Below are 16,646 nucleotides of genomic sequence, written 5' to 3'. Positions count from 1 at the left end.
TGAACCCCCTTGTTATGGACGGGTGCCCGCTATTGCGAGTCTGTTGCAAAGTCAATGAAATTGAGAATCGTTCTCGATAAAGTCGCAACTTGTCGCAAATCGATGGTTTGCGTCAGCGTCGTCGTTCGAGCCACCAGCTTTGCCGCCAGCCATATTGGCTGGCGATGGGTTCGCCGTTCGCATTTGTCGCTGGCCTGAAACGAAAGCGCTTTTCGATCAGGCGGCAGGTCGTGGCGTCGAGCGAGGCATCGCCGCTCGACCGCGTCACCCGGCACCCGGTCACGCGCCCGGTCGGCAGGATGGTGAAGAGAGTCTCGACTTCGCCGCCGATCTTCGCCCGGCTCGCCGTGGCCGGATAATCGTCGTCGTCGATCCGGCCGCTGCGCCAGACCGGGCGCGTGCCACCCGAGCCGGTGCCATTGCCCGTGCCGCCGGCCCCCGTCCCGTCGCCGGTCCCGCCGGCGCCGGAACCGGGGCCTGCGATCGGCGCCGCTCCCGCCGACGCGTCGTTGCCGGTGCCGGCATGCGAGGCGGCCGCCACGGGCGGCGGCACCGGGGGCGGGATCTTGGGTTTCGGCGCGACGACCGCCGCAGCCTTCGCGTGGCGGTTGGCCGGCGCAGCCTTGCCGCTCGCCGCTTTGCTGGGCTTTTCCGGCGGCACGACCGTTTCAGGAGGCGGTTTCGGTGCCGGGATCGCGATCGCCGTAATCGTTTCGCTCAGCTTGCGAACGACATGGAGGTCCAGCCCGGTCACCAGCCCGAAGCCGACTGCGGCGACCGCCAGCAAGGCGCCGCTTCCTGCCGCGATCCGCTGCCGTGCTGAAATCTGCCCCGTATAGGCCATCGACGCCGCCTCGACGCGCGTGCCCGTCACGCGCAACGGGCGGAGTTTAGAGGAATTCGTCTAGCGTGGACATGAACCGGTCGAACTGGTCGTGGTGGAGCCAGTGTCCGGCATTTTCGAACTCGATCACTTTCGCGGTGCTGAAATGTTCGATCCGCCCGTCCTTCTCGGGGTTCGATGCCCAGCTATCGGCGCCGTACAGCAGCAATGTCGGGCAGGTGATGTTCGCCCACAGCCGGTGCAGATCGTCCTGCGGCATGTCGAAGATCGTCCAGATGTTCAGATAATTGTCGAACTTCCAGCTCCAGCTTCCGTCCTCGTTGCGGTTGATGCCGTGGATGGTCAGGTGGCGCGCCTGTTCGGGCGTCAGATAGCTATTCTCCGCCGCCATCCGGGCGAGCGCGTCGTCGAGCGTCGCATAACGCTTCGGTGAGCGCCCCGCCGCCTGCCTTTTGTCGCCGATCCATTGCCGCATGCGTTCGTCGAACGACGTCTTTGCCCGCTCTTCCTGCACCGCGGGTGAGGGACCGAGGCCTTCGATCGACACCAGCTTCTTCACATTGCCGGGATAGAGGCCGGTATAGCGCGTCGCGATATTGCCGCCCATCGAATGCGCGACGATCGTCACCGGCGCAAGGTCGAGCTGGTGGATCAATTGGGCGAGGTCATAGACGAACGCGCCCATCTCGTAATTGCCGTCGGGCGACCAGGCGCTGTCGCCATGGCCGCGAAGGTCGGGCGCGATGATGTGATAGCGGTCGGTCAATCGCTCGGCGACCCAGTCCCAGCTCCTGCAATGGTCGCGCCCGCCGTGGACGAGCAAGAGCGGCGGCGCGTCCTGATTGCCCCAATCGGCATAGTGGAGCTTCAGCCGCTGCGAAATGAAGCTGTTCGAAGTGGGGCCGCTTGCCATCGTTTCATCCTTGCTGTCTTGTCGGGTTTCAAAAGGCGACTGATTCATTTCCGTCAACCCCGCATGCGCGGCGCCGACGGATCACCACATCGGGGAGAAGGATTATGAGTACGTTTCGCGACGACTTGCTGGCGGGCAAGACGGCCTTCGTGGCCGGCGGGACCAGCGGTATCAACCTCGGCATCGCGAAGCGTTTCGCCGAACTGGGCGCGAAAGTCGCCGTAGCGGGCCGCGATCCGGAAAAGGCGCAGCGCGCAGCGGCGGAGATCGGGCACGACGCGATCGGCCTGTCGGGCGACGTGCGCGATTATGGGGCGATTCGCGGCGTGATGGAAACCGTCGCCGACAAGCTCGGGCCGATGGATATCGTCATATCGGGGGCGGCGGGAAATTTCCTCGCGCCGGTGCTCGGCATGTCGTCGAACGCCTTTCGCACCGTGGTCGACATCGATCTCAACGGCACCTTCAATGTCTTCCGCGGCTGTCACGATCTGCTCAATCGGCCGGGCGCGTCGCTGATCGCGATCACGGCGGGGCAAGCGGTCAACGCCTCGGCGCTGCAGGCGCATGCCTGCGCCGCGAAGGCCGGGATCAACCAGCTCATCCGCGTCCTCGCCCTCGAATGGGGCCCCGACGTCCGCGTGAACGGCATCTCGCCGGGGCCGATCGAGGGAACCGAGGGCATGGCACGGCTCGCACCCGATGCCGCCTCGCGGCAGGCGCATTACGACCGGATCGCGATGAAGCGCTGGGGCGAAATCGGCGAGGTCGCCGAATCGGCGGTGTTTCTCTGCTCGCCGGCCGCCGGCTATATCACCGGCACGATCCTCGATTGCGACGGCGGCAGCCAGATCGGCGACGCCTCGCGCGGCGATCTGGCAAAGGGAATGGCCTGAACGCAAAAACGCCGCCAGCCCTGACGGGTGGCGGCGTTTTTAATGGTGGGCGTGGCAAGGATTGAACTTGCGACCCCTGCGATGTCAACACAGTGCTCTACCACTGAGCTACACGCCCATCCCTTGGGGTGACGCGCCCCCTAATATCCCCTGCATCGCTTGGCAAGCCCTTCGCTTGCCGCGACCTTATTATTGTTGGCTCGACCGGTCGGCCCGGCCGAACAGATTGTCGACCTCGCGCACCAGATCCTTGAGGTGGAAAGGCTTCGACAGCAATTTCGCCTGCGGCACATTTTCTTCGGCGCGCAGCGATACCGCGGCGAAGCCCGTGATGAACATGACCTGTGTCTGCGGCGCGACCTTGGCCGTATGCTGGGCGAGTTCGATCCCGTCCATTTCGGGCATGACGATATCGGACAGCAGCAGGTCGAAGGTACCCGAATCGATATAGGGGACGGCTTCGGTGCCGCGGTCGACCGCGGTGACATGGTAACCGGCGCTGGTCAGCGCCCGCGCCAGATACTCGCGCATCACATCGTCGTCTTCGGCCAGCAAAATGCGAATCATGTCGAACGTCTGTCCCCGGTCCCTCGGCGGCGCCGGCTATTGCCTGCCGCTCCAATCTGAAGTCGTGTCATAGCGCGAGAGATTTAACAAATTCCGGTGCGTGCTGGATTTCGCGAACCTTTTTTGCCACCTTCGCCAAATGCCGCACCGCACCATCCCGCCTGCCGCCATCGCTGTCAATCGACCCGCGGTAAACGGACCGGTTATCGTGTCCATTCCCCACGCCGGACGAATCTATCCACCCGAAATTCTGGCTGCAGCACGAGTCGGGCGCCCCGAGCTCGAGCGGCTCGAGGATGGCTGGTGCGACGTGATCGCTTCGGGGGCCTGCGCCGCCGGCGCGACCGTCGTGCAGGCATTGTGGGCGCGCGCGGTCGCCGATTGCAACCGCGGTGAAAACCAGATGGCGCCGGGCGAGGTTGCGATTCCGCTTCGCGCGCAGTTTTCCGCACCGGGTCGCAAGGAGCGGGCCGGGCTGGGGGTCGTGCCGACGCGGCTCGCCGACTGTGGTCCCTTGTGGAAACGGCCGATCGACCGCGCCGGGCTCCACTGGCGTCTCGAGTCCTTCCATCGCCCCTATCAGGCGGCGCTCGCCGAAGAGCTGGCGGCGGCGTACGATCGTTTCGGCTATGCGATCTTGATCGATCTTCACAGCATGCCGCCAATTCCGGCCGGACAGCCGGGGCATGGCGCAGGTATCGTGATCGGCGACCGCTTCGGCGCTACCGCTGGAGCCTCGCTCGTCGACCTGATCGTCGAGGCGGCGACGCGGCTAGAGGTTCCGGTGACGCGCAACCAGCCCTATGCGGGTGGGCATATCGTCCGGACCCACGGGCGGCCCGAACGGGGAGTCCACGCCGTGCAGATCGAAATCGACCGCAGCCTCTATCTGACGCCGGACCGGTCGCCCGATCCGGCGCGGCTGGCGCCGATTTCGGAATGGTTTGCGGAACTTGTGAAGCGCGCAGCACTGGTGTCGCCGGCAGCCGAAGTGCCCCCGCTCGCTGCCGAATAAAAAACCACCCCATACCGAAGTACGGGGTGGCCAGGGTCCAGGGAGGACGCACCCGCGTCACAGAGACGGGGCACTCACCGCGATGGAAAGGGGGAAAACCATAGCGGCGTGCAACTTATTTAGGATGTAATGCGCCGCGTTACAAGAAGAAGCAGCGTAAAATCTTCAATAAGAGAAGAAATTGGTCGGGGAGAGAGGATTCGAACCTCCGGCCCCTGCCTCCCGAAGACAGTGCTCTACCAGGCTGAGCTACTCCCCGACCGATCTGCGCGCCGACCGGGGTCGCCGCGAAGGCAGGGCGGTCCTCTAGACGCGCAATCTGCGAACTTCAAGCGTCAATCGGCACATTCGGCGCGATTGCTGTTTCTACAGTAATTCTGCACGGCGGAAGCTGAAATGACCGCTCTCGACGAAAATCAGATGATCGACCAGCTCGACGTCCAGCGTGCGCAGGAAAAGCGCCGCTTCCTGCGTGCAGCGGCGGTCGGCATCGCTCGGCCGGGCGATGCCCGAGGGGTGGTTGTGCGCCATCAGGACGCGGACGACGCCGCTGCACAGCAAGCTGCGCCAGCTCTGCGGATAGATGATGCAGCGGCCGTTGCGGTCGCCTTCTGCCTGTTCCAGCCGCACCAGCCGTTCGTAACCGTCGAATCCGGCCAGCAGGAGCGTTTCGCGGTCGGGCGGGAAGTGGGGGCGAAGCAGGTCGCAGGCGATACCGTCCTCGGATTGGCGCGCGACAAATCCGGGCGGCGCCAGCGGATCGAGCCGTTGGCCGACGGGCTCATGAAGGGTCATTTCCGTGACCATGCACGCCGTGCGGCAAAGTCCAACCGCGGGTCGCGCCATATCGGATATATGGAAGCGATGGCGTTCGCCGCGCCCTTGTCGCTCACCCGCGCGAAGCCTAGCAAAGAGCTTCCAGACCCGGGAGCGACTCTTGCCTGATTCCATCCATTATGAGCTGCAATATCTCGACCTGATGCGCCGCATCTGGGTGGAGGGCGACGAACGCGTCGATCGGACCGGCGTCGGTACGCGATCGCTGTTCGGCGAGACGATGCGATTCTCGCTGCGCGATGACGCGATCCCGCTGCTGACGACCAAGCGCGTCTATTGGAAGACCGCGCTCCGCGAACTGCTGTGGTTCCTGACCGGCGACACCAATATCCGGCCGCTGGTCGCGCAGGGGGTGCGGATCTGGACCGACTGGCCGCTCGAAAAATATCGCCGCGAAACGGGCGAAGCGATCAGCGCCGAGGATTTCGAGGCGCGGGTGATCGCCGACGAAGCCTTTGCGGCGCAATGGGGCGACCTGGGCCCGGTCTATGGTCACCAGTGGGTCAACTGGCCGCGCTACGAGCCGGCGGGTGAGGGGCTGTTCCGCCGCGCTGCGCAAGGTCACAACCAGATTGCGGCACTGGTCGAGGGGTTGCGGAACAATCCCGGGTCGCGGCGCCATATCTTCACGGGCTGGAATGTCGCCGATCTGGACCGGATGGCGCTGCCGCCGTGCCATATGACCTATCAATTCCATGTCCGCAGCGATGGCGGGCTGTCGTGCCTGCTCTTCCAGCGCTCGTGCGACCTCGGCCTCGGCTTCGCCTTCAACGTTTTCGAGGCGGCGCTGCTGACGCGGATGATCGCGCAGCAATGCGACCTGACCGCGCACGAGCTCGTCTGGACCGGCGGCGACGTCCATCTGTACCTCAACCATCAGGAGCTGGTCGAGCAACAGCTGTCGCGCGTCCCCGAAGGGGCGCCTAAGCTGCGCATCCTGCGCCGGCCGGACAGTATTTTCGACTATAAATTCGAGGATTTCACCGTCGAATCCTATGCACCGCAAGCGCATATTCCGGCGCCGGTCGCGGTTTGAGGCGGGCATTGCAATGCATTAATGTTTGTAATAATATGTCGTTTTGTTGAAATATTAATAAGCGGAATGGATTCGTTCCGTGAAGGGAAGAAGAGATGACCGAGACGCCCGGGCGCCCGGCGAGCAACCTGCCGCCGCTGTCGCTCCATATTCCGGAACCGCGCTATCGTCCCGGCGACACGCCCGATTTCGGCGATATCGCAATCCCTGCGGTCGACGCGACGCCGCGTCCCGGCGAAGCGACCAAGCCCGACGCGATGCGCGACCTTTGCTACGGCCTCGTCCGGGTGCTCGATTTCGACGGACAGGCGAAGGGCCCGTGGGATCCGAAGCTGACACCCGACCGCCTGCGCGCGATGCTGCGCTATATGATGCTGGTGCGTGCGTTCGACGACCGGATGTTCCGCGCGCAGCGGCAGGGCAAGACCAGCTTTTACATGAAATCGACGGGGGAGGAGGCGACCTCGGTCGCTTCGACGATGGCGATCGACCGGTCCGACATGTGCTTCCCGAGCTATCGCCAGCAGGGCATCCTGATCGTGCGCGACTATCCGCTGATCCAGATGATGAACCAGATCTACTCGAACCGCGGCGATCATCTGCTCGGCCGCCAGTTGCCGATCATGTATTCGGCGCCCGAGCATGGCTTCTTCAGCATCTCGGGCAATCTCGCGACGCAATATCCGCAGGCGGTGGGCTGGGCGATGGCTTCGGCGTCGAAGGGCGACAACCGGATCGCGACCGTCTGGTGCGGCGAGGGTTCGTCGGCCGAGGGCGACTTCCACTCGGCGCTGACTTTCGCGACCGTCTATAACGCGCCGGTCATCTTCAACGTCGTCAACAACCAGTGGGCGATTTCCAGCTTCTCCGGTTTTGCCGGCGGCGAACGCACGACCTTCGCGGCGCGTGCGGTCGGTTACGGCATCGCCGGGCTGCGCGTCGACGGCAACGATCCGCTTGCGGTCTATGCCGCGACGCAATGGGCGGCCGACCGGGCACGGACGAACAACGGCCCGACGCTGATCGAGCATTTCACCTACCGCGCCGAAGGCCATAGCACCTCGGACGACCCGAGCGCCTATCGCGCCGCCGACGAAGCGACCGCCTGGCCGTTCGGCGACCCGATCGCGCGCCTCGCCCAGCATCTCGAGACGCTCGGCGAATGGGACGGCGAACGTCAGGAAGCGCTGCGCAAGGAACTCGACGATCTGGTCAAGACGACGCAGAAGCAATCGGAAAAGCTCGGAATATTGGGTCACGGCATGCACCAGCCGTTCGAAACCATGTTTCAGGACGTGTTCGAGGAGATGCCCTGGCACCTCAAGGAACAGAGCAAGCAGATGCTGGCAGAGCAAGAGGCCAAGTTCGGCCCCAACTGGAAGCCCGAATGATGAGCGCCGACACCAAAACCGCGACCAAGACGATGAACATGATCGAGGCGATCAACAGCGCCATGGACGTCATGCTCGGCCGCGACGACAAGATGGTCGTGATGGGCGAGGACGTCGGCTTTTTCGGCGGCGTTTTCCGCGCCACCGCGGGCCTGCAGAAAAAGCACGGCAAGACCCGGGTGTTCGACACGCCGATCAACGAATGCGGCATCATCGGCGTCGCGGTCGGCATGGGCGCCTACGGCCTGCGGCCGGTCCCCGAAATCCAGTTCGCCGACTATATCTACCCCGGTCTCGACCAGCTCGTCAGCGAAGCGGCGCGGCTGCGCTATCGCTCGGCGGGCGACTTCATCTGTCCGATGACCGTGCGCACCCCGTTCGGCGGCGGCATTTTCGGCGGCCAGACGCATAGCCAGTCGCCCGAAAGCATCATGACGCACATCTGCGGCGTCAAGACGGTGATCCCGTCGAATCCCTATGATGCCAAGGGCCTGCTGATCGCGGCGATCGAGGATAACGACCCGGTCGTTTTTCTCGAACCCAAGCGCATCTACAACGGCCCGTTCAGCGGCTATTACGACCGCCCGGTCGAGCCTTGGTCGAAGCATGAAGCGAGCGCGGTTCCCGAGGATTATTACTGCATCGAACTCGGCAAGGCGGCAACGGTCCGCGCCGGCGAGGCGCTGACGATCCTCGCCTATGGCACGATGGTCCATGTGACCAAGACGATCGTCGAGGAAATGGGCGTCGATGCCGAAATCATCGATCTGCGTACCCTCCTGCCGCTCGATATCGACGCGATCGAAACCTCGGTGAAAAAGACCGGCCGCTGCCTGATCATCCACGAAGCGACGCGCACCTCGGGCTTCGGCGCCGAACTCGCCGCGCTGGTGCAGGAACGCTGCTTCTATCATCTCGAGGCGCCGGTCGAACGCGTCACCGGTTTCGACACGCCTTATCCGCATAGCCTCGAATGGGCCTATTTCCCCGGCCCGGTGCGCATCGCGACCGCGCTCACGAAAATCTTGAAGGACTGACGCCATGGCCCGCTATTCATTCCGTCTGCCCGACATCGGCGAAGGCATCGCCGAGGCCGAAATCGTCGCCTGGCACGTCAAGATCGGCGAGCGCGTCGAGGAAGACGCACAGCTTGCCGACATGATGACCGACAAGGCGACCGTCGAAATGGAATCGCCCGTTTCGGGGATCGTCGTCGAACTCGCGGGCGAGGTCGGCGACCTGATCGCGATCGGTTCGACGCTCGCGGTGATCGAAACCGATGCTGACGGTGACGTTGAAGCGCCGCCCGCCGATACGCCGGTCGAGGAAGCGATCGAAGCCGAGACACCCGGTGCCGAAGAGATTTCGGTGGCGGAAGTCGCCGAGCCCGCTCCGGCCCCGGCCCCTGTGGCGGCAGCGCCGTCGCCCGCTCCCGCGCCGGCACCTGCGCCCGCTGCTGCTCATACCAAGGCCGTGCTGGCCTCGCCCGCGGTCCGCGCGCGCGCCAAAGATCTCAGCGTCGATCTCGGTCAGGTTCACGCCGAGGGCGACCGCATCCGTCACGCCGACCTCGACGCCTTCCTGCGCTACAGCGGCGGGCAGGGCTATCATGCGCCGGGCGCCAGCCGCGCCCGCGCCGACGAGCCGATCAAGGTCATCGGCATGCGCCGCAAGATCGCCGAGAATATGGCGGCGTCGAAGCGCGCGATCCCGCACTTCACCTATGTCGAGGAAATGGACGTCACCGCGCTCGAAGAGATGCGTGCTGATTTGAACGCCAATCGCGGCGGCCGTCCGAAGCTGACGATGCTGCCCTTCCTGATCGTCGCGATCTGCCGCACCATTCCGCAATTCCCGATGATCAACGCGCGTTACGACGATGAAGGCGGCGTGGTGACGCGCTATGGCGCCGTACATCTCGGCATGGCGACGCAGACCGACGCGGGCCTGATGGTCCCCGTGATCCGCGATGCGCAGGACAAGAATGTGTGGCAGCTCGCGAGCGAGATCACGCGCCTTGCCGAAGCCGCGCGCACCGGCAAGGCGAAGGTCGAGGAGCTCACGGGCGGTACGCTGACCGTCACCTCGCTCGGCCCGCTCGGCGGGATTGCGACGACCCCGGTCATCAACCGGCCCGAGGTCGCGATCATCGGTCCGAACAAGATCGTCGAGCGTCCCGTCTTCGACGGCGACGAAATCCGCCGCGCGAAGCTGATGAACCTGTCGATCAGCTGCGACCACCGCGTCGTCGATGGCTGGGATGCTGCAAGCTATGTGCAGGCACTCAAGAAGCTGATCGAAACACCGGTCCTGCTGTTCGCGGACTGATAGCGACAAAGCAATCCGGGACAGTGGACGCGCGCCCCGGATTGCTTCGCTATGCGCAGAGCAGGCTTATAACCCGAGCCCCGCGAAACTCGTCTGGTCGAATTTCAGCTTGAAGGTCACATAGGCGCCCGATCGCGAATAGCGCGCATCCTCGAAATCGCGGTCGTGGAAGCCGGCGAAATTATAGCCGAAGGTGATGTTGGTGTTCTTCATCGGCGCCAGCGTCACGGTCGGCCCGCCGGCCCAACTCAACGTATCGGCGTCGGTGCCGACCCGCACGGTGCCCGACGCACCGACATCGACATGTTCGCCCAGATTGAAGCGGAAGTCGGCGCCGAGCAGGTTCGACCAGCCTTTGACATCGTCCTCGCCGAACCTGTCGAAATTATAGCGTGTGCCCCAGAAAAAGCCGAATTCGGCGCGTTCGTACCAGCCGTCGCCGCTGCCGATCCCGCGTTCGCCGAGCGGGGTCCAGTTCAGCGACAGGCTGTTGAGCAGGCGGCGGCTCGTCGCGTCGCCGTCGATCGTCAGCGCGCCGCCGCCGCCGATCGGACCGGGCTGGCCGGCGACGGCACCCCGCACCTTGTCCGAACGGAACTCGCTCTTGTTCAGCCACGAGATACGCGATTCGGCGGGGCGGTGCGCCCAGCTCATCTCGAAATTGATCACCTCGGTCGTCGGCGTCGTGCCGCTGCCGCTCGCCTTGGCATAGGTGAAGAGCGCGCCAAGCGCCCGGCCTTCGCCGAGCTGGCGGAGGCCGCCGAGGGTCAGGCCGTAACGATCGGCAAGCTCTCCGTCGCGATATTCGGCGCGGCCCGTCAGCGTCCAGCGGTCGGCGCGGTAGGTGGCGCCGGTGCTGATCGCCAGGAAATCCTCGGTCAGCGTTCCATTGCCGCCAAGGAAGCCGCCCGATGCGACGGGGTGATCGACATTGAGCACATCCTTGGCGCGGATGCCGCCGAGTGTCCGGTTGCCGTCGACCGACAGATCGACCGACCAGCGCTCGCCGAGCTTCAGCGATTGCGAAAGGCCATAGGCGGCGAAGCTGCGCGGGCCATATTCGCCGATATCCTGTTGGTTGGCCGTGGCGAGCAGACGTGCACCGGCCCATGGCGCAAGGTCGAAACCCAGTCGTGCGGTGCGCGCCTTGATGCTGTCGCCATCGGCGATTTCATAGCTGCCGACGAGATTGACGTCGCGGTTGATCGCAAAGCGGGCGCCGAGGCGGTGGCGCGTCGGGAAATCGACACTGGCGTCCTTGCCGCCCAGCGCGAATTCGGTCTGTGCGTCGAGTTCGAGCCGCTTGCCCATCAGCCGCTGGGTGGCGCCGAGCTGGACAAGGTTCGAACGGTTGCCCGTCCCGTCGGAAAGCCTGTCGTCGGCATGGGTCAGGCCGGCGCGCGCGATCGTGGTGCCATTGTCATATTCGGCGAGGACACGCGCGGCGCGGCGGCGCGAGCCGACGTCGAGATAATCTTCCTGCCAGGCGCTGCCTGTAACCGACAAGGTTTTGGTCGCCCGCAGCCGGGCATCGACGCCGAATTTGCGCGTGCCATCCTCGCCGCGATTGAGCTGTCCGGCGCCGAAACCCGTCTCGCGCTCGCGGACATAGGCAAGGACGTCCATCTTGCTGCTGTGGTGCTCGGCCTCGACCAGCCATGCCTTGGCGCTTCCCGTCGTAGCGGCCGGGCTGCCATTCTGCGCCTTGGCGTCGCTGATCGCCATTTCGGCGCGGATTTCGGTATCGATGCCGGGGCGATAACGGGCGTCGACGCCGCCGAGATTCGTCTTGGCGTTGCCATCCTCGTCGTGGATCAGCGTTGCGCCGACGCGCAGTTTCTCGTCGTTCGACGACAAGCTGACGCGGCCGCCGGCATTGAGCACGCGCTGGCCGACCCCGTCGACTTCATATTCGGCGACGATGAACTGCGGGTCGAGCCCTGATGAGCGGCTGAGCACCGGTTCGCGGAAGCGGAGCGTCCCCGCCAGATAGTCGATATCGTAATCGACGTGCCGGGTCAGCGAGACGGTTTCGACGATCCGTTCGCTATGCAGCCGGTCGCGCGTTTCGATGACGATCCGCTCGCTGTTCGGCAATATGTCCCTGGCGCCGAGCTGGTACGGCCCGGTCAGGCCGTTGCCCTGAATCTCGTCACGGCGGAAGCGATAGGGGGTGTCGGCGACGAAGGCGGTCGCGGCGAGATTGCGGCCGCGATATTCGGCCTTGCCGCCGTTCAGTGCGCGTTGGTAGCGCGCGAGCTGCGGTTCGGAAATGCCAGTCTCGATATCGCCGAACATCGCATAGAATTGCGGGCGCTCAAGCCGGAGATAGAGCTTGCGCACCGACGCTGCATCGTACCGGGTTTCGTTGCGGTCGGCGTAGATGGTGTAATAGGCGCGCGGGTCGATCACGCCGCCGAAGCGCGCGTCGTCCTGATCCTTGTCGCTGTCATAAGCCAGCGTCATCAGCCATTTGCCGCGCACCCGGCCCTTGGCATAGAGCGCCAGCCGCGCGTCGGCGTTGAGATCGTCGAGCGTTTCGGCGACGGGCTCCATCCGGTCGTCGAGCGTGTTGTAGCCGAGCGTGCCCGCGGCGAAGCCGACGACGGTCCATGGCCGATCGCCCGGATCGAGCCAGGTTTCGACGGTCTGCTTGCGCTCGATCTTGTCGTCGCGGAAGGTGAAGTCGATCGCCAGCGTGCCCGACGCCGTCGTGGGTTCGAGTTCGATGTACGCGACGCCGTCGTCGCCATCGATTTTCCACACCGGCCGCGCGCGTTCGAGACCCGACAACTGCCGCGCCTGCTGCGCATCGGCCTCAACCGCCGGATAATAGGGCGCCGGGACGCTGAAATCGCCGGTCAGTCCGCTGCGTACCGGCTTGCCGTCGCGGTCGGTCAGGCGGACCGCGATGACGGGCCGCGTCACGCCATCGGCGATCAGCACCGAGCGTTCGCGGATCAGCGTCGCGCGCATCGGGGTGATCGAATAATGCACGCTGCGTTCGAGCGTCTCGATAGTGGTTCCGCTGCCGTCCTTTATCTCGGCCGAGAGGCGATTCTCGCCGTCGCCGATTTCGATGCCGCGCCACATGCTGACGATGACGCTGCCGTCGGCCGACTTGCGTTCGCCTTCATAGCTGAGATCGCTGACCGGCTTGCCGTTCACGCGCAAGGTGACGGTCTGGCCCGGCAGATGCTTGACCACGGCGCGCACCGACTTGGCGCGCGGGTTATGATCGGTGCCCGGGAAGACCCAGCCGGTGCCCGGCGTCTCGCCCGCCAGCCAGTCGCGGTTCGCACCGGCGGCGTCCTGATCGCTGAGGACGGTCGGCGCGACGGTGGCAGCGGTCTTGGGCGCTGCGCGCGGGGCGCTGGCGATGGCACGGAAGTCGGCGCGTTTCAGCGCGCCGCCGCGGCCTTCGACGAAGCGCGAGATCGGGCTGCCCGCGCTCTGCGTCGAACGCGCGCAGTCGATCGCCTCGCGGTCGAGCGGCAGCGTCGACGGATCGATCTGGACGACATGCAGGCCCGGCCGCACGCCCTCGAAATGATAGCGGCCGCCTTCGTCGGTGACGGCGTAGCTGCCGTCCTGCAACATGACCCGGACGCCCGGGATCCCGTTCGCCTTGCCGGGGTCGACGCCGCAGCCGCCGTCGGTAATGCGCCCGATGATCGTCATCCGGTCGCCGAGCTGGTCGCGTTTGATCGATATCGTCGCTTCGGCGATATTGCTCTGCGTCCCGCGATTGTCGCTGGCGGTGGCGCGGTTGAGGGCATTTCCCGGCTGCGCCGAAACGATGACCTCCGCAAGATAGGTGAGCAGCGCCGAACGCCCCGCAGCAATGCCGGGCAGGGTGACCGAAAATTCGCGGCCGTTCCCGGCAACATCGGCGGTCACCAGCACGCCGTCGACGCGCACCGTATCGGCACGCAGGCGCATCCCGGCGGGCAGCACGTCGCTGACCGTCACAGCACCGGTACGCCGGCGGGTGTCGCGGTTTGCGACCTCGATGCGATACTGGATGACGTCGCCGGGTACCGCGACCTGCGTCGAGGTCGTCTTGCGCAGCACCAGCGGCAGGCCCGGCTGGTCGACGGGGATGTCGACGCGGACGGGGGCGGGGCTGTCGAGCGTGAAGGGCGAGCCGTAGCTTGCGCCGCTGATCACGAACGGCAGGCCGTCGTCGGGGCGGCGCAAGCTCGAAAGGTCGGCCGGGCTCGATTTCGACGGCGCGGTGTAGGGCGCCGGCGGTTCGACGACGAGGCGGTAGGTGCCCGGCGCGACGAAGGGGAAGCGATAGTCGCCGGGCGGGAAATCATAGGTCGTACCGCCTGAATCGCGAACGCTCTGGCCGGTGATGACGCTGGAAGGATAGATCGAGACGCCGTCGTCGCCGAACACCTGCGCGGGACGGCCGGTCGAGGCGTCGACGATCGTGACGCGGCTGCCCGGCACCGGCGCGCCGTCGCCGCTGTCGAAGACGATGCCGAACGGATCGACCAGAAAGTCGAGCGTCGCGAGCGCGACCAGGCTGGCGTCGGCGCGGTCGGTGACCTGCAGCTTGACGGGCGAGCCGGGCGTCACTGACAAGCGGCAATCGCCGGCGACGATCGCGGGCGGAACCCCGATCGTGTTGATGATGCCGACGAATTCGCCGCTGTTCGCCGCCGTTTCGGTCAGCGTGATCTGTTCGCGATCGCCGTTTTCGAGCGCCAAGATGACGGGCAGGGCGTCGCGCTGCTGCGGATTGCGATTGGCCGAGGCAAGCACGACGCCGACGACGACCACCTCGCCGGCGCGAAAGCTGTCACTGCTTTGCAGCGCGGCGGGACTCGTGCCGATCCCCGCATAGGGCCCGGCCAGGTCGATGCGCTTCGTTCCCTCGGCGCCTTCGCATTGCGTGGGAGCCAGCGGAGCCGATTTCGTACCGGTCTCACCGATGCGATAGGTGGTGATGCGGGGCGGCTCGGGCGGGCGCTCGCGGACGGTCAGGTCGACGCGATTCGACAACACCTCCCCCGCGCCGCCGCTCCACGAAGCCGACGCCGTGTTGGAAATGACCTGCGCGCTCGCATTCGTCGCAGGCAGCATCGCTGCCGCGACCAGGGCGGTCACGAGTCCGAAATATTTCGTGGAGAGCGCCATCGCAGCCCCGAAGGGAGCAGCGGTCCCCGGTTTCATCCGGGGTTATCCGCTGCTCCGTCCGTGTCCGATCAGTTGACCGTGGCCTGGAAGACGAGCGTCAGCGTCTGCCCCGCCGCGACCGTCGGGAGCGATCCCGAGACGACCGGCGCGGCATAGCTGCCCCCCGCAGTCCCGTTGAAATCGCACGTGACACCCGTGACGGTACCATTGAGCTTGATCGAACCGGGAACGAAGGTGAGCAGCGTCGGCACGCTGTCGGTGATGTTGACCGGCGAGGCCGCAGCGCCGCCGGCCGCATTGGCGACCGCGATGCAATATTCGACGACTGCGCCGGGGATCAGCTTCGGGTTGTTCGTCAGGTTGACGGGGTCCGAAACGACGCGGCTGGTCTTGGTGACCGTCAGCGTTGCGGTTTTCACCGTATAATCGTCGTCGTCGCTGTGCGAACCGTCGCGCGCGGCATCGGAAACGCCCGCCGCGTCGGCGAACACCGTATCCTTGCCGGCGGTGTTGGCGCCGGTGGTCTGGGTGACGAGCGCACCCTGCGAACCCGCAGTGCCGCCTTCGTTGGCCGTCGCAGTCAGACGGATCCCCGCCACCGCGTTCGTGGCGAGACCGGCCGGAATATCGGCGAGCACGAACAACCGGATCGACGCGTCGATACCGACCTCGTCGGCATAGGTGACGAGTGCGTCGCCCGCGTCCCAGCTTCCGACCGTACCGGTCGTCGGATTATCGCGATAAATGCGGACGTTGCTGACGTTGAACGAGTCCGTCCCGCCATGCGCCGCCGTGCCGCTGGTGATCTGTGACACCGCGAGCGCGAAATCGAGCACTTCGTTCGTTTTGTTGGTCAGGCGGAACGTCGTATAGGCATCGGTTTGTCCCGGCGACACTTCGGTCGTCGTCGTACCGTCCTCTTCGACGAGCAGTTCGACCCTGCGGTCGACCGTGATGATGTTCGACGCGGTCTGCGTACCCTGATTGATGCCGCCAACCTGATAGCTCACGCTGGCGGTATTGGTGATCTGGGTACCCGCGGTCGTTCCCGCCGCGGCGAATGCCGGGGCAGCGGCGACGCATGAAAACGCCGCCAGACCGATGGTGCCCATATAGGTCAGCTTGCTGGTCATCGCTGAGCTCCTAGGCTTTGGTTGGTCGCCTGTTCCCCACCGCTGGCGACCTTTAAGCGGTTTATTTAGTTAGTTATTTTACAACCCCCCGGAACATGAGCTTGCCGCTCGCGCCGGCGGGAATGGGTTGCTGAAAGGCCCAGCGGATGTGCGTGACATCGGCGGGTTGCGCTGCGCGGCGGCTGCCGTCGGCTTGCTGAATTGTCAGTTGGTCAAGCTGTCCCCACGCGCGGCCGCCATCGACCGAGACGAGGGGGTGCGTGTCGCCTGCGTCGGCGAAACGCACGGCTGCAGGCAGGGGATTGGTGATCACGAACTTGTCGGCCGCCTGCGCGCTGGCATTGCGGTAATTGAGCACGAAGACGAGCCGGTCCCCCGGAACCACGACTTTCGGTTCCTCAAGCAGCACGCGCTGCTTGCCGGTGGTGTCGGTCGTCACCCGTTCGATGAACACGCTGTTGTCGAGTGCGACCTGGTTGGCGGCCAGCGCCTGACCGGGCAGCAGTGCGGCGAGCAGCAAAAGAAAGGCGGTACGCAT

At 65.3% G+C, this 16,646-nt stretch carries 13 protein-coding genes and 2 tRNA genes; 6 read left to right on the top strand and 9 right to left on the bottom strand.

Annotated features, from left to right (window positions below; translation table 11 throughout):
* Positions 1 to 112: 112 nt before the first annotated feature.
* Positions 113 to 844, bottom strand: coding sequence for an energy transducer TonB (locus tag LH19_RS09495; RefSeq protein WP_054733298.1), 732 nt, complete (start codon positions 842 to 844; stop codon positions 113 to 115).
* A 46-nt stretch (positions 845 to 890) separates the two neighbouring features.
* Complete coding sequence (locus tag LH19_RS09490) at positions 891 to 1,757, bottom strand: alpha/beta fold hydrolase (RefSeq protein WP_054727349.1); 867 nt, start codon at positions 1,755 to 1,757, stop codon at positions 891 to 893.
* 104 nt (positions 1,758 to 1,861) lie between these two features.
* Here LH19_RS09490 and LH19_RS09485 point away from each other — a divergent pair, with 104 nt between their 5' ends.
* On the top strand, positions 1,862 to 2,653 hold the full coding sequence (locus LH19_RS09485; RefSeq protein ID WP_082395550.1) for an SDR family oxidoreductase: 792 nt from the start codon (positions 1,862 to 1,864) through the stop codon (positions 2,651 to 2,653).
* 43 nt (positions 2,654 to 2,696) lie between these two features.
* On the opposite strand, the gene LH19_RS09480 is transcribed toward LH19_RS09485, so the two are convergent.
* Both LH19_RS09480 and cpdR read right to left on the bottom strand, forming a co-directional pair.
* Positions 2,697 to 2,771 (bottom strand) — tRNA-Val (locus LH19_RS09480).
* A 71-nt stretch (positions 2,772 to 2,842) separates the two neighbouring features.
* Complete coding sequence (cpdR, locus tag LH19_RS09475; RefSeq protein ID WP_054587920.1) at positions 2,843 to 3,220, bottom strand: cell cycle two-component system response regulator CpdR; 378 nt, start codon at positions 3,218 to 3,220, stop codon at positions 2,843 to 2,845.
* Positions 3,221 to 3,428: 208 nt separating this feature from the next.
* On the opposite strand from cpdR, the gene LH19_RS09470 reads away from it, so the two are divergent.
* A complete protein-coding gene (locus tag LH19_RS09470) occupies positions 3,429 to 4,235 on the top strand; it encodes an N-formylglutamate amidohydrolase (RefSeq protein WP_054733291.1) in 807 nt (268 codons plus the stop codon).
* Between the two features lie 182 nt (positions 4,236 to 4,417).
* Here the strand turns inward: LH19_RS09470 and LH19_RS09465 are convergent.
* Both LH19_RS09465 and LH19_RS09460 read right to left on the bottom strand, forming a co-directional pair.
* Positions 4,418 to 4,494 (bottom strand) — tRNA-Pro (locus LH19_RS09465).
* A gap of 107 nt (positions 4,495 to 4,601) precedes the next feature.
* Positions 4,602 to 5,030: a JAB domain-containing protein gene (locus LH19_RS09460; RefSeq protein WP_054733288.1), complete on the bottom strand. Its 429-nt coding sequence runs from the start codon at positions 5,028 to 5,030 to the stop codon at positions 4,602 to 4,604.
* Between the two features lie 142 nt (positions 5,031 to 5,172).
* On the opposite strand from LH19_RS09460, the gene thyA reads away from it, so the two are divergent.
* From thyA to LH19_RS09440, 4 genes are all read left to right on the top strand, one after another.
* Positions 5,173 to 6,108, top strand: a complete 936-nt coding sequence (gene thyA / locus LH19_RS09455; RefSeq protein ID WP_257720448.1) for a thymidylate synthase — start codon at positions 5,173 to 5,175, stop codon at positions 6,106 to 6,108.
* A 95-nt stretch (positions 6,109 to 6,203) separates the two neighbouring features.
* A complete protein-coding gene (locus LH19_RS09450; protein ID WP_054727347.1) occupies positions 6,204 to 7,499 on the top strand; it encodes a 3-methyl-2-oxobutanoate dehydrogenase (2-methylpropanoyl-transferring) subunit alpha in 1,296 nt (431 codons plus the stop codon).
* Positions 7,500 to 7,531: 32 nt separating this feature from the next.
* Complete coding sequence (locus LH19_RS09445; RefSeq protein ID WP_054733281.1) at positions 7,532 to 8,536, top strand: alpha-ketoacid dehydrogenase subunit beta; 1,005 nt, start codon at positions 7,532 to 7,534, stop codon at positions 8,534 to 8,536.
* 4 nt (positions 8,537 to 8,540) lie between these two features.
* On the top strand, positions 8,541 to 9,827 hold the full coding sequence (locus LH19_RS09440) for a dihydrolipoamide acetyltransferase family protein (RefSeq protein WP_054727346.1): 1,287 nt from the start codon (positions 8,541 to 8,543) through the stop codon (positions 9,825 to 9,827).
* A 66-nt stretch (positions 9,828 to 9,893) separates the two neighbouring features.
* On the opposite strand, the gene LH19_RS09435 is transcribed toward LH19_RS09440, so the two are convergent.
* The 3 genes from LH19_RS09435 to LH19_RS09425 all read right to left on the bottom strand — a co-directional run bounded on the left by LH19_RS09435 (position 9,894) and on the right by LH19_RS09425 (position 16,646).
* Positions 9,894 to 15,011: a hypothetical protein gene (locus tag LH19_RS09435; RefSeq protein WP_234716123.1), complete on the bottom strand. Its 5,118-nt coding sequence runs from the start codon at positions 15,009 to 15,011 to the stop codon at positions 9,894 to 9,896.
* Between the two features lie 32 nt (positions 15,012 to 15,043).
* Entirely contained in the window at positions 15,044 to 16,108 is a 1,065-nt protein-coding gene (locus LH19_RS09430) for a DUF11 domain-containing protein (protein ID WP_054727342.1), read from the bottom strand.
* A 73-nt stretch (positions 16,109 to 16,181) separates the two neighbouring features.
* A complete protein-coding gene (locus LH19_RS09425) occupies positions 16,182 to 16,646 on the bottom strand; it encodes a hypothetical protein (RefSeq protein ID WP_234716122.1) in 465 nt (154 codons plus the stop codon).

Origin of the sequence: Sphingopyxis macrogoltabida, assembly GCF_001314325.1 — a bacterium.
GTDB classification, from domain to species: Bacteria; Pseudomonadota; Alphaproteobacteria; order Sphingomonadales; family Sphingomonadaceae; genus Sphingopyxis; species Sphingopyxis macrogoltabida.
The sequence above is the reverse complement of the archived record's forward strand: the minus strand, read 5'-3'. Positions and strand labels throughout refer to the sequence as shown.